This is a genomic window from Pseudoalteromonas pernae, from assembly GCF_039831865.1.
Taxonomy (GTDB): domain Bacteria; phylum Pseudomonadota; class Gammaproteobacteria; order Enterobacterales; family Alteromonadaceae; genus Pseudoalteromonas; species Pseudoalteromonas pernae.
On record NZ_JBDODM010000001.1, the window covers coordinates 260,032 to 283,838 of the forward strand.

General features: G+C 43.1%; 24 protein-coding genes. 6 read left to right on the forward strand and 18 right to left on the reverse strand.

Features of this window, described 5'->3' with window-relative positions; translation table 11 throughout:
- The first annotated feature begins 87 nt into the window (after nucleotides 1-87).
- The gene (rmf, locus tag V1358_RS01140) at nucleotides 88-258 is read left to right on the forward strand and encodes a ribosome modulation factor (protein ID WP_347389373.1); all 171 of its coding nucleotides are present in this window, start codon (nucleotides 88-90) and stop codon (nucleotides 256-258) included.
- A 41-nt stretch (nucleotides 259-299) separates the two neighbouring features.
- On the opposite strand, the gene fabA is transcribed toward rmf, so the two are convergent.
- Entirely contained in the window at nucleotides 300-815 is a 516-nt protein-coding gene (gene fabA, locus V1358_RS01145; protein ID WP_347389372.1) for a bifunctional 3-hydroxydecanoyl-ACP dehydratase/trans-2-decenoyl-ACP isomerase, read from the reverse strand.
- Between the two features lie 240 nt (nucleotides 816-1,055).
- Here fabA and V1358_RS01150 point away from each other — a divergent pair, with 240 nt between their 5' ends.
- From V1358_RS01150 to V1358_RS01160, 3 genes are read left to right on the forward strand one after another with little or no spacing between them, the layout of a single operon-like run.
- Entirely contained in the window at nucleotides 1,056-1,913 is an 858-nt protein-coding gene (locus tag V1358_RS01150) for a 6-carboxytetrahydropterin synthase (RefSeq protein WP_347392320.1), read from the forward strand.
- On the forward strand, nucleotides 1,906-2,769 hold the full coding sequence (locus V1358_RS01155) for a M23 family metallopeptidase (protein WP_347392321.1): 864 nt from the start codon (nucleotides 1,906-1,908) through the stop codon (nucleotides 2,767-2,769). The genes V1358_RS01150 and V1358_RS01155 overlap by 8 nt, the downstream gene beginning before the upstream one ends.
- Complete coding sequence (locus V1358_RS01160) at nucleotides 2,762-3,202, forward strand: acyl-CoA thioesterase (RefSeq protein ID WP_347392322.1); 441 nt, start codon at nucleotides 2,762-2,764, stop codon at nucleotides 3,200-3,202. Before V1358_RS01155 ends, V1358_RS01160 begins: the two co-directional genes overlap by 8 nt.
- A gap of 183 nt (nucleotides 3,203-3,385) precedes the next feature.
- Here the strand turns inward: V1358_RS01160 and V1358_RS01165 are convergent, their stop codons facing one another.
- The 13 genes from V1358_RS01165 to V1358_RS01225 all read right to left on the reverse strand — a co-directional run bounded on the left by V1358_RS01165 (nucleotide 3,386) and on the right by V1358_RS01225 (nucleotide 18,745).
- Nucleotides 3,386-4,702, reverse strand: coding sequence for a Na+/H+ antiporter family protein (locus tag V1358_RS01165; RefSeq protein ID WP_347392323.1), 1,317 nt, complete (start codon nucleotides 4,700-4,702; stop codon nucleotides 3,386-3,388).
- Between the two features lie 3 nt (nucleotides 4,703-4,705).
- Complete coding sequence (locus V1358_RS01170; protein ID WP_347392324.1) at nucleotides 4,706-6,643, reverse strand: transglutaminase TgpA family protein; 1,938 nt, start codon at nucleotides 6,641-6,643, stop codon at nucleotides 4,706-4,708.
- Nucleotides 6,636-7,622 (reverse strand): DUF58 domain-containing protein, encoded by a 987-nt coding sequence (locus tag V1358_RS01175; protein ID WP_347392325.1) that lies wholly within the window; start codon nucleotides 7,620-7,622, stop codon nucleotides 6,636-6,638. Before V1358_RS01175 ends, V1358_RS01170 begins: the two co-directional genes overlap by 8 nt.
- Nucleotide 7,623: 1 nt before the next feature.
- On the reverse strand, nucleotides 7,624-8,532 hold the full coding sequence (locus V1358_RS01180; RefSeq protein WP_347389365.1) for an AAA family ATPase: 909 nt from the start codon (nucleotides 8,530-8,532) through the stop codon (nucleotides 7,624-7,626).
- 5 nt (nucleotides 8,533-8,537) lie between these two features.
- On the reverse strand, nucleotides 8,538-8,918 hold the full coding sequence (locus V1358_RS01185) for a response regulator (RefSeq protein WP_347389364.1): 381 nt from the start codon (nucleotides 8,916-8,918) through the stop codon (nucleotides 8,538-8,540).
- Nucleotides 8,919-9,268: 350 nt separating this feature from the next.
- Nucleotides 9,269-10,282 (reverse strand): patatin-like phospholipase family protein, encoded by a 1,014-nt coding sequence (locus V1358_RS01190; RefSeq protein WP_347392326.1) that lies wholly within the window; start codon nucleotides 10,280-10,282, stop codon nucleotides 9,269-9,271.
- A 176-nt stretch (nucleotides 10,283-10,458) separates the two neighbouring features.
- Nucleotides 10,459-12,339 (reverse strand): monovalent cation:proton antiporter-2 (CPA2) family protein, encoded by a 1,881-nt coding sequence (locus tag V1358_RS01195; protein WP_347392327.1) that lies wholly within the window; start codon nucleotides 12,337-12,339, stop codon nucleotides 10,459-10,461.
- Nucleotides 12,340-12,557: 218 nt separating this feature from the next.
- Entirely contained in the window at nucleotides 12,558-12,950 is a 393-nt protein-coding gene (locus tag V1358_RS01200; RefSeq protein WP_347389361.1) for an MAPEG family protein, read from the reverse strand.
- Between the two features lie 116 nt (nucleotides 12,951-13,066).
- Nucleotides 13,067-13,777 carry an SIMPL domain-containing protein gene (locus tag V1358_RS01205; RefSeq protein ID WP_347392328.1) on the reverse strand — a complete coding sequence of 237 codons (711 nt, stop codon included), beginning with the start codon at nucleotides 13,775-13,777 and terminating at the stop codon, nucleotides 13,067-13,069.
- Between the two features lie 117 nt (nucleotides 13,778-13,894).
- Nucleotides 13,895-15,451, reverse strand: coding sequence for a SulP family inorganic anion transporter (locus V1358_RS01210; protein ID WP_347389359.1), 1,557 nt, complete (start codon nucleotides 15,449-15,451; stop codon nucleotides 13,895-13,897).
- A 140-nt stretch (nucleotides 15,452-15,591) separates the two neighbouring features.
- A complete protein-coding gene (locus tag V1358_RS01215; protein WP_347389358.1) occupies nucleotides 15,592-16,050 on the reverse strand; it encodes an Lrp/AsnC family transcriptional regulator in 459 nt (152 codons plus the stop codon).
- A gap of 68 nt (nucleotides 16,051-16,118) precedes the next feature.
- On the reverse strand, nucleotides 16,119-16,760 hold the full coding sequence (locus V1358_RS01220; RefSeq protein ID WP_347389512.1) for an MBL fold metallo-hydrolase: 642 nt from the start codon (nucleotides 16,758-16,760) through the stop codon (nucleotides 16,119-16,121).
- 215 nt (nucleotides 16,761-16,975) lie between these two features.
- Complete coding sequence (locus tag V1358_RS01225; RefSeq protein ID WP_347392329.1) at nucleotides 16,976-18,745, reverse strand: M14 family metallopeptidase; 1,770 nt, start codon at nucleotides 18,743-18,745, stop codon at nucleotides 16,976-16,978.
- A gap of 121 nt (nucleotides 18,746-18,866) precedes the next feature.
- On the opposite strand from V1358_RS01225, the gene V1358_RS01230 reads away from it, so the two are divergent.
- Entirely contained in the window at nucleotides 18,867-19,694 is an 828-nt protein-coding gene (locus tag V1358_RS01230) for an SDR family oxidoreductase (protein WP_347392330.1), read from the forward strand.
- A 63-nt stretch (nucleotides 19,695-19,757) separates the two neighbouring features.
- Here V1358_RS01230 and rplT read toward each other — a convergent pair whose 3' ends face one another.
- The 4 genes from rplT to thrS form a co-directional block, all read right to left on the reverse strand.
- Complete coding sequence (gene rplT / locus V1358_RS01235; RefSeq protein WP_022944198.1) at nucleotides 19,758-20,117, reverse strand: 50S ribosomal protein L20; 360 nt, start codon at nucleotides 20,115-20,117, stop codon at nucleotides 19,758-19,760.
- Nucleotides 20,118-20,132: 15 nt separating this feature from the next.
- Nucleotides 20,133-20,333 (reverse strand): 50S ribosomal protein L35, encoded by a 201-nt coding sequence (gene rpmI, locus V1358_RS01240; protein WP_022944197.1) that lies wholly within the window; start codon nucleotides 20,331-20,333, stop codon nucleotides 20,133-20,135.
- A 208-nt stretch (nucleotides 20,334-20,541) separates the two neighbouring features.
- A complete protein-coding gene (gene infC / locus V1358_RS01245; RefSeq protein WP_347389355.1) occupies nucleotides 20,542-21,102 on the reverse strand; it encodes a translation initiation factor IF-3 in 561 nt (186 codons plus the stop codon).
- A gap of 63 nt (nucleotides 21,103-21,165) precedes the next feature.
- Nucleotides 21,166-23,076 (reverse strand): threonine--tRNA ligase, encoded by a 1,911-nt coding sequence (gene thrS / locus V1358_RS01250; protein WP_347392331.1) that lies wholly within the window; start codon nucleotides 23,074-23,076, stop codon nucleotides 21,166-21,168.
- A gap of 238 nt (nucleotides 23,077-23,314) precedes the next feature.
- On the opposite strand from thrS, the gene V1358_RS01255 reads away from it, so the two are divergent.
- The gene (locus tag V1358_RS01255; RefSeq protein WP_347389353.1) at nucleotides 23,315-23,755 is read left to right on the forward strand and encodes a DUF3010 family protein; all 441 of its coding nucleotides are present in this window, start codon (nucleotides 23,315-23,317) and stop codon (nucleotides 23,753-23,755) included.
- Nucleotides 23,756-23,807: the final 52 nt, after the last annotated feature.

Sequence of the window (23,807 nt, forward strand, 5' to 3'; positions counted from 1 at the left end):
GAAAGTGACAGTTTTATTAACTATTCATTACGTGTAGATAATAAAAACTACACAGTACGAAAACTATAAATGGTGAGGACTTTACCTATGAAGAGACAAAAACGTGATCGTCTAGAACGCGCCCATTCTCAAGGTTATAAAGCTGGCTTGGCAGGCCGCTCAAAAGAAAACTGCCCCTACCAACAACTCGATCCACGTTCACAATGGCTAGGTGGCTGGCGAGAAGCCATCGAAGAAAGGTCAATGTTTAAAGTCTAAAGAAGTATTAACGCCGCTTAAAGCGGCGTTTTTAATGAGCTTTAGAAAGCGCTTGTATCTTGGAAAAGACCTACTTTCAAATCTTTTGCTTCATAGATAACACGGCCATCTACTTCAACAGTGCCATCAGCAAGGCCCATAAATAACTTACGTTTAATAACACGCTTCATTTCGATGCGATACGTAACTTTTTTAGCGGTAGGCAGGATTTGGCCTGTGAATTTAACTTCACCTACACCAAGTGCGCGACCAAGACCTGGGCCACCTGACCAACCTAGGAAAAAGCCAACAAGCTGCCACATAGCATCAAGACCAAGACAACCAGGCATTACCGGATCGCCTTTAAAGTGACAATCAAAAAACCAAAGTGAAGGGTCGATATCAAGTTCAGCAACAATATAACCTTTGCCGTGCTCACCACCGTCTTCAGTGATTGAAACAATGCGGTCCATCATTAACATATTATCGCTAGGTAAACGGCAGTTCTCATCACCGAAAAGTTTACCTTCACCACAAATTACGAGATCTTCTTTTGTATAGCTGTTCTTACGTTCCATAACACACTTTATCGTTTTCAAAAATTTGCAGCTACTTTAGCGTACACATGTACGCTAAACAACTCTGAGCAGTGATTTAATGTGCTATTTTTACGCCATTTTTGTGTAAAAAATGTGAAGGTGGTGTTCTTTCGTTGTAATGATAAGAATAATTGCTATTTCTGTAGGTAAAAGGGCAGAAAATTGCTGCCATACTCTGTATAATTTCGCTTAAATATTTGCAGCGTTAAAGGCTAGTACATGACTCTATTCGTTAATAATCTCACGGTTATCGATTTCTCTTATTTTTGTCCAAAACGCGGACCGATTGGTGAAAGTTGGATTGTTGATTTAACACTCGACGGTGAGTTGAATGACGAGTCTATGGTGTTGGACTTTGCACTGGTTAAGAAGCAGGTGAAACGCATTATCGATGCATCTGTCGACCATTCTTTGGCTATCCCAATACAGGCGGATTTGCAGTTCGAAGAAGCTGACGGCTATTGCCAAATTGACGCTACATTTGCTGATACGCACCATTTTGCGATGCGTGCACCGCTTGCAGCTGTTAGCAAAATTGATGCGCCAATTATTAACGAGCAATCAGTGGTTGCCCACTTAACGGCACTCATTCAGCCTGAACTCCCTGACAATGTTAAAGGTATCGGTATTAACTTACGTCCTGAACCGAGTAACAGCTTTTACTATCACTATTCTCATGGCCTAAAAAAGCACGACGGCAACTGCCAGCGTATCGTCCATGGTCACCGTAGCACCATAGGTATCGAATTAGATGGTATGCAGATGCCTCGCTTACAGAAACTGTGGTCTGAAAAGTGGCGTGACATCTATTTATTGAGCGAAGAAGACAAAGTTAGCGCATCCGAGCTACAGCACATACGTGCACATGATGGTGATATTTGTAGTAAATACACAGCTAACCAAGGCGAATTCGAACTCGCTTTAAGCGCGCAATGTGTCGACGTTTTACCCTGTGATACGACCGTAGAGTGTATTGCTGACTACATAGCTCAGGAGTTGAAACGCGAGCACCCTGACAGTGCAATTAAGGTAACCGCCTATGAAGGCGTAGGTAAGGGGTCAATTAGTTATGCATAAAAAGCTGAAATTAATAAGGATGTTACTGGCTGTATGTGGATTAAACGGCGCCAGTTTCGCGCAAGAATCCGATGTGCTGCCGTTTCCGCTGATCAAAGGCAAATTGACCCAAGGCGCAATGCTCGTAGGTCAGCTACCGGATGCTAAAAAAGTCGTGTTCGCCGAGCGTGACCTGATGCGCGATGACCAAGGACGTTTTGTTTTTGGTGTTGGCCGAGATGCTGAACAAACTCAGGTTTTAAAGTGGCAGGACAAAGCGGGTCAATGGCAGCAACTTACATTCGACGTGCAAGCACGTAATTACAAGATCGATAAAATCGAAGGCGTTGAGCAGAAATATGTATCTCCGGCACCAGAGGTCAGCGAACGTATTCGTAATGACGCTGTAATGGTAAAAAATGCCCGCAAAGTTGCATCATCAAGAACTGACTTTTTGGCGCCGCTATATCGTCCTGCACAAGGGCGTATATCTGGCGTGTATGGTAGCCAGCGTTATTTTAACGGTACGCCAAAACGCCCTCATTTTGGCTTGGACATAGCGAACAAAACAGGTACGCCTATTTTTGCACCGCTACCAGGAAAAGTGGTGTTTGCGCATCCTGATTTGTATTACTCCGGTGGAACCCTGATTCTCGATCATGGTCACGGAATTACCTCAACTTACATCCATATGCACAAAATCAATGTGGAGCAGGGCGAAGAGGTTGATACTGGTGAACAAATTGGCCAAATAGGCGCAACAGGCCGTGTCACTGGTCCACATTTAGACTGGCGTTTAAATTGGTTTGATACCCGTTTGGACCCACAAATTTTAATGATAGATACTCTAGCGAGCGAAGCTAAAACGAATGACTAAACCACTTGATAAAGATGCTGTAGTAGCACAACGAATCAAAGACTCTATTACTCACGTTACCAAAACCGTATTTCCTGGTCGAACTAACCATCACAATACCTTGTTCGGTGGTGATGCATTAGCTTGGATGGATGAAGTTGCCTTCATCGCAGCAACGCGTTTTTGTCGTAAACCGCTAGTGACTATTTCCTCTGACAGAGTTGACTTCAAAGAGGCTATTCCAGCAGGCACATTCGCTGAGCTAGTGTCTAAAGTTGTACACGTAGGTAATACGAGCTTGAAAGTAGATGTTGAGATCTTTCTAGAGACTATGCACAAAGATGACAAGCATTTAGCTATCTGTGGCAGCTTTACCTTTGTTGCGGTAGATGAAAACCATCGTCCAACACCTGTAGTGTGCGAAAAAATGCTAAACGGATTTAAAGGCGTTTAATTAAGAACAACGCTGATGGGGAGCTTTATGCTCCTCTATTTGGTCTATACTTTGAACACATCATACTTGGTATTGGGTATATCAATACTCAGCAACAGAGCTCAATATAAGTTAGCTGCTTAACAAAGCGATAGTTCCTAGCTAGACCGGCTGCTAATACATGACAGATGCGCTACACGTTTTTCATAGTACTAAGGCAGCAATCCAACCAAAAATTACTAAGGGAATATTAAAGTGTACAAAGGTTGGCACCACAGAATCCCAAATATGGTCGTGCTGACCATCGACATTTAACCCAGAAGTAGGCCCCAACGTTGAGTCCGAAGCAGGGGACCCTGCATCACCCAGTGCTCCGGCAGTACCAACAAGCGCGACAATAGCCATGGGCGAAAAACCAATTTCCATACATAGCGGTACAAATAGCGCAGCGATAATCGGCACTGTTGAGAATGAACTACCGATGCCCATGGTGATCATTAGGCCCACAAGTAAAATTAAAAATGCGGCCAGCGCTTTATTGTCACCAATTACACTCGCGGTACTTTCAACTAAGGTATTTATGTGGCCCGTTGCCTTCATGACTTCTGCAAAGCCTTGCGCGGAGATCATGATAAAGCCAATCATTGCCATCATGGCAACACCTTTGGAGAATACGTCCTGATTCTCTTGCCACTTAACAACGCCGAACACGGTAAAGACTACAACACCTACCAAGCCGCCTAGTATCATTGATTGGCTCATATATTGCGCAAGTAAAGAAAGCACGATAGCGAGCACACCAACCAGCATCACTCGATGTTGATTTTCAACATTAAGATCATGGGTGTTATTGATGTGCGTAGTGTCGTATTCACGTTTACCACGGTAACTAATGAATACAGCGACAAATAAACCGATGAGCATACCCAAAGCTGGAATAATCATAGCTTGTGGAACCAAACTCTTATCAATAATTAAAGCATTTTCTTCTAGGTTAAGATGCAAAATATTGAACAGGTATATGCCGCCAAAACCATAGGGAAGCACCATATAGGCGGTCGCTAAACCAAAGGTGAGAATACAGGCAATTGCACGCCTATCTAATCTTAGTTTGTTAAAAATACCCAGTAACGGTGGGATGAGTATGGGTATAAAGGCAATATGTACGGGGATCAGGTTCTGAGAACTTAAACCACAGAACAAAATGACTGTCATAATCGCATAGGACAGAAATGTATCGGACGTATCTTCGTGGTGCATCATCTTGAGTAGTTTTTGCGCCAGTAGATTTGTCAGGCCAGATTTTGATATGGCAACTGCGAATGCTCCCAACATTGCATAACTCAGCGCTATTTCAGCACCGCCCGATAAACCCGAATTAAATGCCTCGACTGTCGCTGTCAGCGAAAGTCCGGCAAGTAATCCACTTGCGATAGCGGCAACCACCATAGCAACAATGACATTGACACGAAAAAGAGTGAGTATGAGCATTAATAAAACGCCCACGACGACTGCATTCATTTACTAACCTAATAATTTGATTGATTTGTTGACGGCGCGTTTAAGTGCGGATTGCTGATGTTGTGATAAATCAGCTTGCTCGTATGTTTGTTTAATATACGTTTGCTCAATTTGCTCAATGTACGGCTTAATACTTGGGTTATGTAGGGCTAAGTAATGTAATTGATTCACAGGAGTGAGTTGTTCGCTACTTAGCAGCCCCGATTTATCCGCAGCAGCAAATAGTCTTTGTAATTGTTTGGCACTGAAACTTAAATTTACCTTATGTTGTCGAGAGTTAATCAGTAACAACACAGTGAGGATTATAGCGAGACTCAGCACCACAATCACCATACTGTATTGTGCTAACTTATTCCCCAGCAAATCCTTTAGCATATTGCTTTGCTTTTGTTGGTCAAAACCCAGCACCCATTTAGTCCAGCTATAGTCAAGCTCTTCAAGTTTGATCCGCAACCAACGCAAAGATTCAAAATTAGCAAATTGGATCAGTCCAAAATCAAGATTATCTAAAAACTCTTGTTGTAAGTTTTCGACCTGAGACAATGAGCCATTAAGGCGCTCGGGCGCGACAACAGCTGTGGCGTCAAAGCGTTGCCATTTTTTACCGTCATAATACTCGACCCATGCATGGGCATCATATTGATAAACAGCTAAGTAATTCTTATCGGTTACTTTCTCACCCCCCAAATAACCAGACACCAGCCTAGCTGGTATGCCTGCACTGCGCATAATAAACGCGCTGACGCTGGCGTAATGTCCGCAAAATCCTCTCTGTGTTTGGGTAAGGAAAATATCGAGCGTATCACCACCAGTTATCGGAGTAGGGGTAAGGGTGTAGGTGAAGCCATTAATAGAATAGTGTCGATACAGGGCATCGATAAATTCATCTGTAGTGTTTGTTTGTGCTTTTATTTGTCGAGCTAGTTTTCGCGATTCTGGGTTTCCGTCAACTGGGAGTTGTGTATAGAATCTGTAACCGTATTGACTCAAAGGCATTTCAGGCTGTTCTGTATATCTCAGTGGATATTGGAACGATGAAGCCGAGGGGTCTTTACGTCTGAGCAGACCATGGCGCAGGTTCAAAATACTCGACAAGTTACTGCCGCCATACCCAAGTGTATACAACCATGGGTTGGCACTTTTTTCTAAATAAATAGTCGCTTGATTTTCATAACTTTGAAAATCAATGGATGTATCTGCCGCGATAATTCCTTCGCTTTTAACCCATGCATTGCCATCGAACTCATCGTGCAACATCGCTCGCCAGTAATAAGGAGGAGCAGGTGGGGTGTTTGCAAATTCAGCGCGAAAAACAAGTTCACCTGACTTGGCAAGATTGGCAATATTAAAAGGATCGACACGCTCATTTAATCCCGTCTTTGAGGAGTTAGCGCCAGGTAATTTCCAAAAAGCAGGCATCTTGGGAACAAAAATCAACATCATCGCGGCAATCGGCATTGCAAGCGCTAGGGACTGAATTGCCTTTAAAAAGGAAATGCGAGCGGAGCGCACGCCACTGACAGACGCAAGCGCTGCAGTAAGGGCTATAAAGAATACCCCGACTAAAAATGTACTTATTAAATCTTGTTTATATAAAAATACTGTCGATATACAAAAAAACGATAGCACGATGACCGTTTTTAATTGTTTTTCAGTGCGTGCTTGCAGCAATTTCAAAATACTCGCTTGCAGTAACATAGCGACGAACAACAGCACGCTTTGCTTTAGGTTAATGGAAATAAATAGCACGACCAGTAAGGCGGCGGCGAGTATGTTGGTCAACAAAGCACCAGGGCGGCTTGATCTTTTACTCGCCAACAGTAGGTTCCATAGGCACATCAACAGTAAGACGCTGAGCAACATTGGCGGAAACTCTGCACCAATTAGCGCTAAAATGCCGATGTAAATCAAACTAAGTATCAGACTTGCGAAATTAACCATGTGCAACGCGTCCTTGCTTAAATGTTGCGAGCGCGCGTAGGATTTCTGTGTATTCGGTAGTAGGTCCGTCAGTTGCCAGATGTTTACCTGGAAGTTGGATAGCAATCGGTATGCTCTGTCTTTTTGCTTCCTCTATGGTAAAAGCCATCATACTCAAACGTTGTTCTGTACTGCCAACAAGCGACTCGAAGTCCAATACCTTTGCAGTCTGCGCTTGTGTCACAAATTCTTTTTCTAACAGTTCTTCTCGTTTAGCAAAGTGTTTCCACGATATTCTGCGGTAGTCTACTTGGTGCTTTTTTTCTCTTAATCCCGCGAATTCATCGTTACCCGGTTTATAAAGCGCAGTACTGTCAGACTCATCGCTCTGAGTCAAGTAAGTACTAAGCGGGTGGTTGTGTGCATAGGTAGCAGGGTAAACATAGTACATTTTTTTCGGCTCCAGATAGCTCCACACCTGAGCGAGGCTAAACGGAAACGAAGACATGATTTTCAGTCTTTTTGCTGCATACTTACCACGCGTGTGTTTGTCGCCGCTAATGATCACTTCTTGTGGCGCATTATCAACTGAATCAAGTAGATAACTGACGCCATCCCATTTTAAATTGACTGCGTAGGAGCGTCTTTGCTCATTGGACACTCTTACTCTATAACTCACCGGTTGATTGGCGAAAACGTCCGGAATATCTTGGAAATCAAGCACTAGGCCTTTCATATTGCTATATGCTTGAATCAACGACATCAGCACCAAAATTAGCATCAGATAAGCCGTTACCTGAATTAGGTTGTTCTGATAATTGGCACCCAAAATAAAATTTAATACGGCAACAAGGAGAAATAACATGCCCATTTTAGAGGGCAACACATACAGAGTATTGTGCGATAAAGTAATACGCGACGTTTTGTGTTTGTCGCGTAATAACAGCGATTCGATTTTATTACCAATGGGAGAAAATGCCTTGGACACGAAGGCAAACATGTTAAAGCGGCACCTTTACTCGGCGTAAAATATCGTCACAAACGCTTGATTGACTGTAAGAATCATGAGGATTCATTCGGTGTTCGCAAATACTAGGGAACACAGCTTGCACATCTTCGGGCATCACAAAATCACGCCCCTCAATAAATGCCCATGCTTTTGCTCCTTGGGCAATGGCAATACTCGCGCGTGGTGATAAAGGGTGAGCAATGTCTTTGTCGTGCCGAGTGAGCGTCACAAGCGCCAAAATATAATCGACCACGGTGTTTGCAATAGATACAGCATCGACCTGTGACTGCATGGTCATGAGTTCTTCGCTAGTTATTATTGGCTCTTTTACCGCATCACGCTGAGGACCAAGACCCTTTATGAGTAACTTCTCTGCGTCGGCAGGTGGAAACCCTAAACTGAGACGCATAAAAAAGCGATCGAGTTGGGATTCTGGCAGAGGAAATGTGCCAGATTGATGCTGTGGGTTTTGCGTTGCAACAACGAAAAATGGAGCAGGGAGCGTGTATCTTTCTGAATCAATACTGACTCGTCCTTCTTCCATGGCTTCGAGCAAGGCGCTTTGAGTTTTCGGACCAGCTCGGTTGATTTCGTCGGCTAGTACGACTTGGCTAAAAATAGGCCCTTTGTGAAAAGAAAACTTTTGCTCTTTGGTGTTAAAGATACTTGCACCAAGAATATCGGCAGGTAATAAATCACTGGTAAATTGAATGCGTTGATAACTCATTCCTAAAGCTTGAGCCAAGCCATGTGATAACGTGGTTTTACCCATGCCAGGAAGGTCTTCAAGGAGTAAATGACCCCGAGATAACATGGCACACAGCGCGAGTTTAATTTGTTGCTCTTTACCGAAGATAACATCGGCAAGGCCAAGCGTAAGTCGTGTTAATTTTTCTTGCATTAGCGCTAGTTTAATTCCAATCGTTTCATAACCATGTCCACCTTATTGGCATTAAAGGGCTTACTTATGTATTCCTTTGCACCAAATTCCCAGTTGTGTTCAACATTTTCAAATGAGTTGTGATCAGCACACAGGATAATCTGACAATGTGGATGGGCGGAGGTTAGATAACTGATAATGTCGCAACCGTCACAATCAGGTAAGGCAACATCTACGAATACAACTTTTGGATCAAGTTGAGATAGTAAAGGTTTGGCGTCAGCGATATCAGCACTTCCAGATATCTGGTCATAACCAAGCTCGGTGAGAATGGCGGCTAAAGAACTTCGCATGGACTGATCATCATCGATGATCAGAATCGGCTCTAGGGGACGAACAAATTCCATAATGCATCTTTTTTATTCGTGTTTAAGTTAATACTATGCGATACAGAGTGTTTGCTCAATAACGCTAATACGCTAATAACATTCAAAATATAAAACACCAAGGTGTATTTGGGCAAACATAAAGCAAAGGTATTTGCATAATTAAGAAGAAGTTTGTATTCAAACGCCCAAAATGTCCGATACCGTCTAGTATTGGACATATATAGGTTGTGCTGGCAGTGTTAATTATAACAACCTATAATTTATGTTATGTTAAATAAGTTAAAGATTTATATATCTAACCTTGTTGCCCTGACAATTTCACTGATTTAATGAGTGTTTCTTCCATCATTCACTATCTCATCGTGTAATTATTGAATTGGCTTTTGTGTTTGTGAATCGATTCTATCTAACGACTTACCTGTGTATGTACCGAGCAATAATTGAATGACAGCTTCACCATAGACATCGAACCACCACTTACCCATATCTTTGAGTTTTTTAATGTTGCTACTGGATATGTCATCCATCGCATCATCTGGTGGGTTCATTAAACCAGGTTGCTTTTTCATGTCTGCATTTACCCGTATATAGTTGCCCGGCTTCAATATAGTGAACGCTTGGTATGCCACAACCATTTCATCAGCTAACAAGTCGATGATGTCACCTTTGGTAACCCAGCCGATTTTTCCCCAACGCTGAGATTCGGGACCATTGATTTTACGAGTTCTATAACCAGTGCCGACAGATAGCACTTTGAAATTATCCCAAGATTCTTGGTGCCAAACACGTCGCGCTTCCGCTAAGGCACACATAGTTGGATTATTTGCTGTTACGCCGCCGTCGACTAACCAATGGTCTTGCCCATCTAGTTTTAATTCTAGCGTTGGGAAATACGTGGGTGCAGCGCTCGATACATCCGCCACTACTGAAGATTTAAGATTAAGATGCTTGGGGTTTGTTGATTTTAATACCACAGGTCTGCGTGTGGAAATATCGTAAGACACAGCTAAAACATGCTTTCCTGCTTTAACATCGTTGATAGTCGCTGACTTGAAGTTATCCTGGAGAACCTTCGTTTTGCCACTGGCCTCATATTTTGGCGCGTTGATACCATCCCAATCAAAAAAACCTCTGTTTTCTGTAAAGATTCTTTTTGCACTGCTTCTAGCGTATAGATTATTGATGTCATTCAAAGACATATCAGTTGTTGCCAGCGCCAATGCAATGATACTGCCTGTACTCGTGCCGGCATAAAAGTCGACGCACTGTCTTATCGATGTACCGTGTTTTTGTGTGAGCTCTTTTTCAATAAGCGTCAAAAATTGGGTAGTTGCCGCCCCACGGATGCCACCGCCATCGAGAGATAAGATGATCTTACTCATAACATGCCCTTGTTAACCTTGTGTGTTATTTGTGTTAACAGAATTTAAACATCGTATAAGTGCAACTGTAGTACTTTATAGGGACATTGCAAGACCGCGAAAAATGGAAGCATGTATTTTGCTAAAAAGTTGTGGGCACCTTTGATATCAGCGCCCTGCTTTGTTGTACCTTTTTGCTATTGGTCGTATTTAATGTCTGGCTTAATAGGCCCTTTATCATTAATGATTGCATCGACAGTTTCTTTCAATTGCGGCGCATATTCTTGCATGTAATCTTGCACCAGTTTTACGTATTCATCGTTGTCTTGAAATGGGGTATGTGGGTCGTAAGCATCCGCCGTTACCTGCATCATCTGGCGGTCATAGTCATTGAATAGTGCAATAATCTTTTCTGCCTTTTGTCTGTCTATGCCCAGTGCTTCGTACGCTGAGCGCCCCATCCGCAAAGAGCTGTCATAGGTTTCTCGAACAATGTCTCGACAACCGAGCGACCACAGGTCATACACATGATGCCTATCTACGCCACGGGCTATCACATGAACATGTGGGTAGGTTTGTACAACATATTGGGTGAGTTTTGATATCTGCTCTTTATCGTCCAACGCAATGATCAACAGTTTTGCTTTGTCGATACCTGCCGCGCTCAAAATTTCAGGGCGTGTTGCATCGCCAAAGAAATAGCGTACGCCTAACCTAGCCATGGCTTCTAACATTTGAAAATTATGATCAACGACGGTGGCTTTGAACCCTGCAATCTTCAAGATACGGTCAACCAAACCACCCACTCTGCCAGAACCGGCGATAATTATGTGGCTTTCCTCTAGGAATGTTTCCTCTTTGTTTGGCGTACTTTCTACACATCGTGTAGCGATAAATTTTTGATATATGATGAATAACAACGGTGATGCCAACATAGATAAGGTGACGATAAGCAGTAATTTGTCAGCGATATCTTGTGACATAATGCTGTTACTTACTGAAAACGAGAGCAACACAAAGCCAAACTCACCAGCTTGTGCAACTCCTAGCGCCAGCAACCACAGGGCGTTATTTTTTAAACCTATCATACGGCCAATAATCAGCAGCACAGCAATTTTTATAACGATGAGTAACCCTGTAGCTGCAAGGATTTCACCCGCATTCGCCACTAAAAGTTCAAAGTCGACACCCGCCCCCACAGTTATAAAAAATACGCCAAGCAATAAGCCTTTAAAAGGTTCGATATTGCTTTCAAGCTCATGACGATAAGGAGAGTTAGCTAGCACTACACCTGCAATGAAGGTGCCGAGCGCCGGAGATAAACCAACCAACATCATCAGTAACGCGATACCGATCACTAAAAACAACGCGGTAACGGTAAATAGCTCTCTCAGTCTTGCTTGCGCTACAAACCTAAAAATAGGCCCTGTTAAATAGGTGCCACCAAAAACAACTGCAAGTACTACGGCAAGTCTAACTAACGCACTTTGCCAGCTATTCATGTCTGCTAGTAAGTTAAAATTACCGTGTCCCGTTTCACTTGCCGCACTCACTACTAAATCAGGAGCTGCTAATAAAGGCAGGAATGCGAGTATAGGAATAACGGCAATATCTTGTGTTAACAATACGGAAAAGGACGCTTGCCCACCTTGGGTTTTAAGCAGCCCCCTTTCTCCTAAACTCTGAAGTACAATCGCTGTTGAGGACAACGTTAAGATAAGTCCGATACTAAGTGATAACTGCCAACTGAATCCCATCCACATACACACTGCGCCAATCACTAGCGAAGTAATGATGACTTGGCCGCCCCCAAGCCCAATCAATTGCGTGCGCATCGACCATAACTTTTTCGGTTCAAGCTCTAAGCCGACTAAAAACAACATCATGACCACACCGAACTCGGCAACATGTTGTATCGCAGTAATATCAACATGGAATACAGCTAAAAATGGCGCAATAACTATGCCAGCAATCAAGTAGCCCAATACCGAGCCCAGGCCTAAGCGAGTCGCAATGGGCACGGCAATCAATCCTGACAATAGAAAGATGCAAGCCACGATGAGTATTTCGGTCATCATAAAACCTTTTATGGGAACAACTAGTTAAAGCTAACAGACAATACAACGAAGTGATATATGTAAGCTGAGTTTTGTGAGCAATTATCAGTATTGATAGGTAAATTTAGCCGAAAATGCAAAGGGTAGCCACGGCTACCCTTTGTTACAAATCATAAAATATTTGTTAGTGGTTTCAGCACTAAAGAGCCTGATGCTCAAATTTAATAATGGATTCGCTATTACAAATAGATTCCAATCGTGGCATCTAACAATAAAGAAATTGCGGTGATGATCATCACACTGAATGTTAGCAGCATGCTCAGTACGCGGATTTTTAACTTCTCGTTTATCTGAGCGATATTGCTGGCGTGCAATAAGCGCCCTATCACAAAGACAATCCCCAGAATATGAACATAATGACTCGCCATTCCTTGGTATTCGTTAAGGAATAACAAAATCAACGCAAAAGGCACGTATTCGATAAAGTTACTGTGTGCACGGATAGCGCGGTTGAGCTCTTCATGATCGCCAGTTCCGAGTGACTGGCGTTTCTCGGTCCGAACTTTAACAACATAAAGGCTAAGTTGTACGTAGACCAAAGCTAAAATGGCGGCGTAGATTGACACAATCACAGTAAAGTTCCTGAAAAATATTTAGTTTGTGAAACGTTACAGGTAATTGATTTAAAAGAAAAGCGCCGATGGGAAACAAAAGTGCGTTTCGACATCGGCGCAGGAGAGGACGGTACTTAATTATCGAGCAAAAACACTGCATTCACGGTTGCTGAAACTTTAATTTCGCCAACATTATAAGCATCTTGTACGCTTCTAGCGGCGTCACTTGCCATCATTTTCATTTCTACACGTGGGTATGGCGTAGGTTGCTGGTGTTGGATTGCGTTGATGCTGTATACCTTGCCGACCTTGGCTTCAAAACCTTGAGCGTATACAGATGCATTCTCCTTTGCATCTTTGAATGCTAATTGACGTGCTTTGGCATATAGCTCGTCGTAGTTACTTAATCCAAATTGCGATTGGCCTACCTGGTTAGCACCGGTTTGCACCAAAGCTTGGAGCACGTTGGCGTACTTATCTACGCTTCTGAGAATGACATTCACCGAGCGACTGACTTCATAACCGTCAAATTCATTGCGTTGTGAATCTCTGTTGTAACGAGTTTTACTATGAATATTCAATTGGCTTGCGTGGATATCTTTGGCAGCTACTCCCTGCTCTTTAAGTAACGCTATCATCTTAGCGAGCTTGCCATCAGCAACTTGTTTAGCCTGCATTACATCCATGCTTTGCTCGTTAACACTCACATTAATGGTGACCTGATCTGGCGTTGCCCATACTTCACCTACACCGTTAACCTGCATGTGGGGTTCATCGGGTAATGCTTGCGCATGAACTTGAAATGTAACGGCAGATGCTATTAATACTGGAAGGAGCTTTTTCATATACGGGTCCATTCGAAATTAAACTACCAAAAGTGTAGTCATTTTGGGGTTAATTTCACCTGAACAAAAAAGGCCAACTCGAAGTTGGCCTTTTGCTCTGCAAATTCAGTGACTCGATTATCCTAATTCATCTGATGCAACGCGGTATTTCGGGTCTTCAATAACGTTGATTTCCACTAAATCGCGAGCTTTGTGCAGCAGCTCCTTACAGTCTGGGCTTACATGGCGTAAGTGCAATGTTTTACCCGCTTTATTGTATTTGTCTGCCAGTGTATCAATAGCTTCGATAGCACTGTGATCTGCGACACGGCTGTGCTTAAACTCAACGATAACGTCTTTAGGGTCATTCTTCACATCAAACAGTTCAATGAAGTTCTTTACAGAACCGAAGAACAATGGGCCGTGAAGCTCGTACACTTTAGAGCCTTCTTTATCGATGTAACTCTCAGTATAAATGTGCTTCGCATGTTGCCAAGCGAACACCAATGCTGAAACGATAATACCTACACACACTGCTATGGCAAGATCGGTGGCAACGGTCACTGCGCTCACTAGGAAAATCACAAACGCATCTGACTTTGGTACTTTGCGCATAATACGGAAGCTTGACCATTCAAACGTGCCAATAACCACCATGAACATAACACCAACGAGCGCTGCTAGAGGGATCATTTCAATGTAGCTGGCGGCAAAAAGAATGAACACAAGCAGCAACAACGCCGCAGTAATACCTGATAAACGACTACGACCGCCAGAATTAATGTTGATCATAGATTGACCAATCATCGCACAACCACCCATCGCGCCGAAGAAGCCACAAGTCACATTCGCAGCGCCCTGGCCAACACACTCTTTATTGCTGTGACCACGGGTGTCGGTAATCTCATCAATCAGTGTTAACGTTAATAGCGATTCAATTAAACCGATAGCCGCTAGAATAACTGCATAAGGTAAGATGATTTTCAGTGTTTCTAAGTTAAATGGCACTTGAGGAATATGGAACTCAGGGAAACCACCGGCAATTGTTGCCGCGCTGTCGCCCGTCATGTCTTTTACAAAATCAATTACTGTACGGGCTTCAAGGTCTAAACCGAGTACTAATCCAGTCACAACAACGATAGCTGCTAGGCTTGATGGTATAGCCGTAGTCAGCTTAGGTAAGAAATGAATAATCGCCATTGTTAATGCAACAAGACCGAGCATGGTATAAAGCAAATTACCCTGCATCCAATGCATTTGACCGTCGTCACCTAGGACTTTGAATTGGCCGAGCTGTGCGAGGAATATGACAATTGCAAGACCGTTTACGAAGCCAAGCATGACCGGGTGTGGCACCATGCGAATGAACTTTCCGAGCTTAAACACCCCCGCCAATATTTGCAGGATACCCATCAATAGCACTGTTGCGAACAGGTACTCTACCCCGTGTGTTATAACTAACGAGGTCATTACTACGGCTAATGCACCTGTTGCCCCAGAGATCATTCCTGGGCGTCCGCCAATTAATGAAGTGATTAAGCCAACAATAAATGCGGCGTATAAACCAACTAAAGGGTCAACCTGTGCTACGAAAGCAAAGGCTACGGCTTCAGGTACCAAAGCAAGTGCTACGGTTAAGCCTGACAATATATCGTTTTTAGCAGAGCTTGGGGCTTTGCTGAGTAAGTTAAACATTTATTCCTCGTTTGCGATGCGATTAGAAACAACCTGCGAAAGGGCTGCAAATTCTAGCAAAATGACGGTACATTAACAATTATGCATACAAAAACGCCCACAATTAGTGGGCGTTCAAACAGCGAGTGCTGAATTAGCTCTTACAATGGCAAAGAAGTGGAACGTTTAACGCAGGTCATAGTCACGTTAGAGTGAACTTCTTGAACATAAGGAAGACTTAGCAAGTTATCACGAACAAACAACTCGTAACCTTCAATACCCTTAGAGATAATACGTAGCATGAAGTCCATGGTGCCAGCCATTGAATAGCACTCTGTAACTTCATCGTAGCTCATGATCAATTCTTCAAATTGCGCTAATTGGTCACGACCATGGTTAGACAAGCGTACATGCGCGTAAACTAGCATATCAAAGCCAAGCTTTTTCTCGTCTAACAAGGCGACTTTGCCTTTAATATAACCTTCTTGCTCAAGGCGTGCGATTCTGCGCCAACAAGGAGACTGCGACAAACCAACTTGGTCTGCTATTTCGGCAGTCGATAGGCTTGCATCTTGCTGTAATAATGCCAATATCTGGCGATCAACTTGGTTCAATGACATTGTTTTTTCTTTTTTTATCGTTAATTAGGTGAAATTATACACAAGGGATCGGAAATCGTCTTGTTTTTTTAGCCAAATTTTCCGCTTATAAAAGGGTTGGAAAGCCTTTCATGACCCACCGAAGTGTCTTCCCCATGGCCGCTCAATATGCGGTAATCGTCAGCTAATGACAAGACTTCTCGCTCAATTGAAGCGATTAGCGTTGGTCCATCACCTTTGGGGAAATCGGTGCGCCCAATAGACCCTTTAAAAATAACATCACCGACTAAGGTGATCTTATTGTCGTGGTCAACCAAAATTACATGACCTGGAGTATGACCTGGACACAAACGCACTTCAAATGACAAATCCCCTACAGACAGCTGCTCGCCATGACTTAACCAACGAGTCGGTAAAAACGTTGGGCGCGGCGCAAAGCCAAACATCTGGGCTTGCTGAGGAAGTGCGTCAAACCAAAACTGTTCATCTGCATGTGGACCTACAATATCAATGTTGTAGGCGCTGGCTAGCTCATCAGCGGCGCCAACATGGTCGAGGTGGCCATGAGTCAGCCATACAGCTTGAGGTTGCAATTCTAGCTCGTTGAATTTTTCGACAATTTTCTGTGTATCACCGCCTGGGTCAACAACAACAGCTTGCTTAGTGTTGGTGCACTCAACGATGCGGCAATTCTGCATAAAAGGTGTCACTGGTATCGTATGAATTTTAATAGTCATATCAGAGTTTATTTATCTTTTGGGTTTACTTTTTATGTTCATCTTCATGCCTTTTGACTGCGGCGCGAACCTTCGTAAATTGCATATAACAAAGACCATAAGGCATAAAGATGAACCCATAATGCAGCGTTAGTTGTGTTTTTAAGCACGAGTAGAGTAACTACACCCTACATGCTCTGTCTTGTATACAAATACAAGAAACTCCCCTCCTAGTACTGCATTAAAATTGGGTAGCGTAAATATTGTTGGTCATAATATGGGCTGTTGGCGTAAAGCCATGCGCGCCGTGAATCTGCATCTTGTGCAAATGACTCGTCTTTCAATTTTTGCTCATATTGTTTCGCTAATTCAGGGTTTTGTTTTAGCAAGGTTTCAGCGTACGGTGCTAATGCATAATTTTCTACATACTCTGTACGTTGAAAAATGGTATGCATATAGCCCCATTGGAAGAGTGAATCCGGCGCCTCAGGATGCAACAAGTGCGTTGCTAACAAGCCCAAGCGTTGCTGTGTATCTACTTTCAGCCATGAAGAATCGAGAGTATATGCACCTGTTTTATACTCCATGGTTGGCGTAACACGAAAACGGCCTTCAAATGGCGATTTAGCAAATTCATGCTCAGCGATAATGCCCTGAGTCAGATTCAAAGAGGTTAGCGCATCAACAGTTTGCAACTCTACACCCTGCACTTTGAGCGTATCAATGATTTGGCTGTACTGCGCAGGAATATAAAACGCCTTGGGTATTGCCACCTGTGTTTTGATGTCTTTTTGCCAATAAATAGGCAGCTTTTCATAGTTTTGTGGCTTGCCTAAATAACGAACTTCTTTCGTTTTTGTCGCGTCACTAAAATAGTGTTCATACGCGATACCTTTAAACTCCACAAAGTCAGGCTCTTTTGCATAGCCAAGCTCAACGACTAATTCTTTAGGTTGGCTTTGAACAGATGATTTAACAGCTGCTGCTAATTTATCTGCATTGCTTGCCATCGCATCAATGGCGCCGTCTAACAATACATAGGTGCCTAACACGCGCTGTTTATATGGCTTTAACGAGTGATTCTCAACAAGAATCGTCGGTAAATGGCGAAGTTCACCCCACCCATTGGAGTAACGCGGTCCGGCAACCCACCCTGCGAGGCCGTGCTTGAATTCCATTTTGTCCATCACGAAAACAAGTGGGCCGGGAATGTGACCTTGTTCTTGCAGTTTTTCGTCAATAATGGGTTTTACGTAGGTGTCTAGTGCTTTGGTTACCTTGGGTGTCACACTCACAAACGCTGGGTTATAGCCGTAAGTAACATCATACTGATAGTCGGCGCCATCTGTGACATGTATGTCTATGTACAAATCCGGTCGATATTGATTGACCACATCGGCAACAGCGCGAATTCCTGGCGTATCTAATTTAGTGTAATCACGATTTAAGTTAAGGTTTTGGCCATTGGTACGAAAGCCCATAACCCTTGGGCCGCGTTGGTTGATACGGTTGAATTCACCGCGGCGTTCGTGACCATCTACATTTAAAATGGGTATAAAAAGTAAGTTCACGCGATTGAGAATGTCATCACGCTTGCCATTGGCGATATCACGTAACAACATAAAACCGGCATCTTTGCCATCAATTTCGCCACTGTGAATCCCTGCTTGAATGAGAAGAGTGGGCTTTTTACTTAAGCTGATTGCCTCAGCTGACGCTACACCATCTTGGCTCGCAATCAGCATATCGATATCACGCCCAGCATTACTCTTGGCTATGGTTTTTATAGAAAATTGAGTTGGATTGGCTTTTTGCAATGCGTGCAAGTACGCCACGGTTTGCTCGTAGTTAGGCGAATCAATACCGCCAGACTTTTCAAAATCAGTGACAAGTGGGCCCTGTGTTTGCATTAAATTTTCACTTTGACCCTGCCATTCAATGAGTGGCGGCAAGTGCGCGTCGTTGGCCAAGGCTGCCGTGAGTAATAGACTTGTAAGCATAGTTATATCTTATTATTGCTCTTGTTGGCTTCGAGTATAACAAGCTTAACTAAACACTGGCGAGTACTGCGATGAAATGTTAGTTTGCCTACAGTCTTGCTCATAGGTGTTACATAAAACTATGAAAACAATATTGATTACTGGTTGCTCAAGCGGTATTGGTTATTACTGTGCACAGCAATTACAAAAACGCGGTTACGAGGTGATTGCTAGTTGCCGTCGTATTGAAGATGTAAAAAAGCTCAATGCACAGGGGATCACCTGTGTGCAATTAGATTACACCGATACTAATTCAATTGAACAAGGGTTAGAGGATGCTCTCGCCTATAGTGGCGGCAAACTGGATGCATTATTTAACAATGGTGCTTATGGTCAACCCGGTGCTGTTGAAGATCTGCCCGTAGAAGCCTTACGCAAGCAGTTCGAGACCAATGTTTTTGGCTGGCACCACTTAACTCAGTTGGTGTGTAAGAAAATGCGTAAACAAGGTCATGGACGTATTATTCAAAATTCATCAGTTTTAGGGCTGGTGACCTTGCCTTATCGGGGGGCTTATAACGCCAGTAAATTTGCCCTTGAAGGTCTTACTGACACACTCAGATTAGAACTTCAAGGCAGTGGCGTGCATGTGTCTCTAATCGAACCCGGTCCAATTACATCAAAGTTCAGGGATAATGCCCTGCATGCTTTTTTGACATCGGGTATTGATATTGACCACAGTGCTCACCGCGAGAATTATCTTGCTCAGCAAAGGCGATTAGAATCAGCAACGGTCCCTCAGCCGTTTACTCTTGGTCCAGAAGCTGTTTACAAGCGCCTTGTACATGCGTTGGAGTCTCAGCACCCGCAAGCACGTTACTACGTCACAAAGCCAACCTATATTTTCGGGTTTTTGAAAAGAATTCTGCCAACCAGCTGGATGGATTGGGTGCTAGTAAAATCACGCTAAGTAAAATTTAGGTAATAAAAAAGGAGCCAAAGGGCTCCTTTCTTCTGCTGACACAGGGGTAGATTAAGCTGAAAGACCTTCTTTCGCTTTAGCTACTAGTGCTGCAAATGCAGTTTGGTCATAAACAGCGATGTCTGCAAGGATCTTACGGTCGATCTCTACAGAAGTCTTCTTAAGACCGTTGATGAAACGGCTGTAAGACAAACCATTTTGACGAGCTGCAGCGTTGATACGTGCGATCCATAGTTGACGGAAAGTACGTTTCTTCGCACGACGGTCACGGTAAGCGTATTGACCCGCTTTAGTAACCGCTTGGAAAGCTACGCGGTAAACACGTGAACGTGCACCGTAATAACCTTTAGCTTGCTTTAAAACTTTCTTGTGACGTGCGCGCGCGATAGTACCGCGTTTTACTCTTGCCATTATTCTATACCCCTATTAAGCGAATGGTAACATACGAGAAACTAAGCCGTGGTCATTCTTATGAACCATTAGCTTAGGACGTAGGTGAAGCTTACGCTTAGAGGTTTTCTTAGTCAGAATGTGACGAAGGTGCGCCTGTTTACGCTTGAAACCGCCTGAAGCAGTTTTCTTGAAGCGCTTAGCAGCGCCACGGTGTGTTTTTAGCTTATAAGCCATTGCAATAACTCCAATATGTATTGCTTAAATTTAGCAAGCAGGCGTCCAACTTTCGTTGATACTTTGTTGGCCTTACTTACTCCCAAAACCGGTGAAGGGACTATAAAAGTCCCCTACTTTCAACCGGATAGATACAGGTGCTAAGCAAATTACCGAGGTAATTTAAATAGCTTGTAAACCTGCACTAAATCTTAAGGCGCGCAGTATACTATTTTTTAGCCACTGGCGCTAGCATCATGATCATTTGGCGACCTTCTACTTTCCTAGGGAAAGACTCTACAGTTGCCAAATCTTCTAAATCATCTTTAACGCGATTTAAAAGTTCGATACCAATTTCTTGGTGGGCCATTTCACGGCCACGGAAACGGATAGTTACTTTCGCCTTATCACCCGCTTCTAAGAACTTACGAAGATTGCGCAGCTTAACTTGGTAGTCACCAATGTCAGTACCCGGACGGAACTTGATTTCCTTAATCTGGATTTGCTTTTGCTTCTTTTTCTGTTCTTTCTGCGCCTTGCTCTTTTCGAAAATGAACTTACCGTAGTCCATTACCTTACAAACAGGTGGCTCAGCATTAGGGCTGATCTCAACGAGATCGACACCAGCTTCTTCCGCCAATGACAACGCTTCACTCAAAGACACAATGCCTGCTTGCTCACCGTCAAAGCCAATTAGTCGAACTTCTTTTGCCGTGATGTCTTCGTTAATACGATTTTTTTGAGTCGTTTGTTGACCCTTTTTTCCGCCTCTAATGGTACGTTCCTCCAAGAATATTAAAAATAAAAAAGGGTGTTACCGTCAGTATTTGGCACACCCTTTTTACATTACAGATTAAATTCTATTTTTAATTTCATCTGCAATTTTTGTAATAAAGTCGTCGACTTTAAACTTGCCCAGGTCTTCACCTGTACGTGTCCTTACTGCGACTTCTTGTTGTTCAACTTCTTTGTCGCCAACAACTAACAAGTAAGGAATACGTTTTAAAGTATGTTCGCGAATTTTAAAGCCAATTTTCTCATTTCTCAAGTCGGCTGCTGCACGAATGCCCAGATTATTTAATTTTTGTACAACTTCTTGCACATAATCAGACTGTTTATCAGTGATATTCATGATAACAACCTGTTTTGGTGCCAACCAAGTTGGGAATAATCCTGCGTATTCTTCAGTAAGAATCCCGATAAAACGTTCGATTGAACCTAAAATTGCTCGGTGAATCATCACCGGCGTACGGCGGTCGTTATCCTCAGCAACATAACTTGCTCCAAGACGACCTGGTAACATGAAATCTAGCTGTACCGTACCACACTGCCACGCGCGTTCAAGACAGTCATAAAGTGTGAATTCAATCTTAGGTCCGTAAAACGCACCTTCGCCTGGTAAGTATTCAAACTCGATGTTCTTATCTTGAAGAGCTTGAGCAAGTGCTTTTTCTGCTTTGTCCCAAAGTTCATCTTCACCGATGCGCTTTTCTGGACGAGTAGAAAGCTTAACTACGATCTTTTCAAAACCGAACGTTGAGTATGTATCATACACCATATTGATGCATGACGTTACTTCTTCAAGAATTTGTTCTTCAGTACAGAAAATATGAGCGTCATCTTGTGTAAAGCCACGTACGCGCATCAAACCATGCAAAGCACCTGATGGCTCGTTACGGTGACAACAACCGAACTCAGCCATGCGAAGTGGTAAGTCACGGTATGATTTCAAACCTTGGTTAAAGATTTGTACGTGACCGGGGCAGTTCATCGGTTTGATAGCGTATTCACGCTTTTCAGACTCAGTAGTGAACATGGCGTCACCGTATTTGTCCCAGTGACCTGATTTTTCCCACAAGCTACGGTCCATCATTAATGGGCCTTTCACTTCTTCGTATTTGTACTCGCGTAGTTTCTCACGAACGAAGTCTTCTAGCTCACGGTAGATGCTCCAGCCGTCGTTGTGCCAGAATACCATGCCTGGCGCTTCTTCTTGCCAGTGCCAAAGGTCTAACGCTTTACCGATTTTACGGTGGTCACGTTTTTCAGCTTCTTCTAAGCGCTGCAAGTAGCCTTTAAGCTGTTTTTTATCCGCCCATGCTGTGCCGTAAATACGCTGTAACATCTTGTTTTCAGAGTTACCGCGCCAATATGCACCTGCTACTTTCATAAGTTTGAAATGTTGGCAAAAAGACATGTTTGGTACGTGAGGACCACGACACATGTCTACATACTCTTCGTGATGATAAAGTCCTGGACGGTCATCTTTTGCAATGTTTTCGTCAAGAATTTCCATTTTGTAAGTTTCACCGCGCGCTTCAAATGTATCGCGAGCTTCTTGCCAACTAACAACTTTTTTAACAACATCGTATTTCGTTTTTGCGAGTTCTAGCATGCGTTTTTCAAGCGCTTCAAGATCTTCTTGTGTTAACGAGTGCTCCATATCAACGTCGTAATAGAAGCCGTTGTCAATTGTAGGACCGATAGCCATTTTCGCGTCAGGGTAAAGCTGTTTGATAGCATGACCGATAAGGTGTGCACACGAATGGCGAATAATCTCTAAACCATCTTCGTCTTTAGCAGTGATAATTTCTAAACGCGCATCTTCGGTGATTAAATCACATGCATCAACACGTGAGCCGTTAACACGACCAGCGATGGTTGCTTTCGCAAGGCCCGGGCCGATGTCATTGGCCACATCCATAGTAGAAACAGGGTTTTCAAAAATACGCTGACTGCCGTCAGGAAGAGTAATTACAGGCATGTTTAATCCTTTTACAGTGGTGACACCTACGCCGCGCCACGTGTATTTAATTGTATTTAATAGAAATATTTTAAATCAACGCTTATACCAACAAGCATTACATTGATACTACAGTACAGTCACAACTGCACAAGCGCACTATTTTCGCGTGCAAAGCAGACAAATTCAAGGCTAACCTAGTAATTTTTATAATCATCTCTGATATACTAGAGGGCATTGATTACAAAGGCGTTAAAACATGAATACCTGTGGCGTAGAAATTAAAGGCAGTGAAGTACTACTTTGCTTATTATCAAAAGAAAATGATGTCTTCGATATCCGCGATGTTAGACAAACTCGTTTTGTTTTAAACGATGCAGATGACACTGAGCAAGTGCAGAAATTCTATCGCGATTTTAAAAAGTTAATGGAAGATTACAGTGTTGACTCAATTGCCATCAAAGGACGCCCACACAAGGGCAAATTTGCAGGCGGTGCTGTAGGTTTCAAAATGGAAGCCGCATTACAACTTATTTCAGACCTAGATGTGCGCGTACTTAACGCAACAAGCATCAAAGAACAATTAAAACGCAACCCTCTTCCAGTCGAATTCGAAGAAACTGGCTTGAAGAAGTTCCAAGAGCAAGCGTTTATTACTGCTTACGTTTACATTATGCAGCGTACCTACGCAAAAGAATAATTTATCTTCATTTATTGGTTGGCCGCTCCAATTCGTTTGCGGCTAACCACAG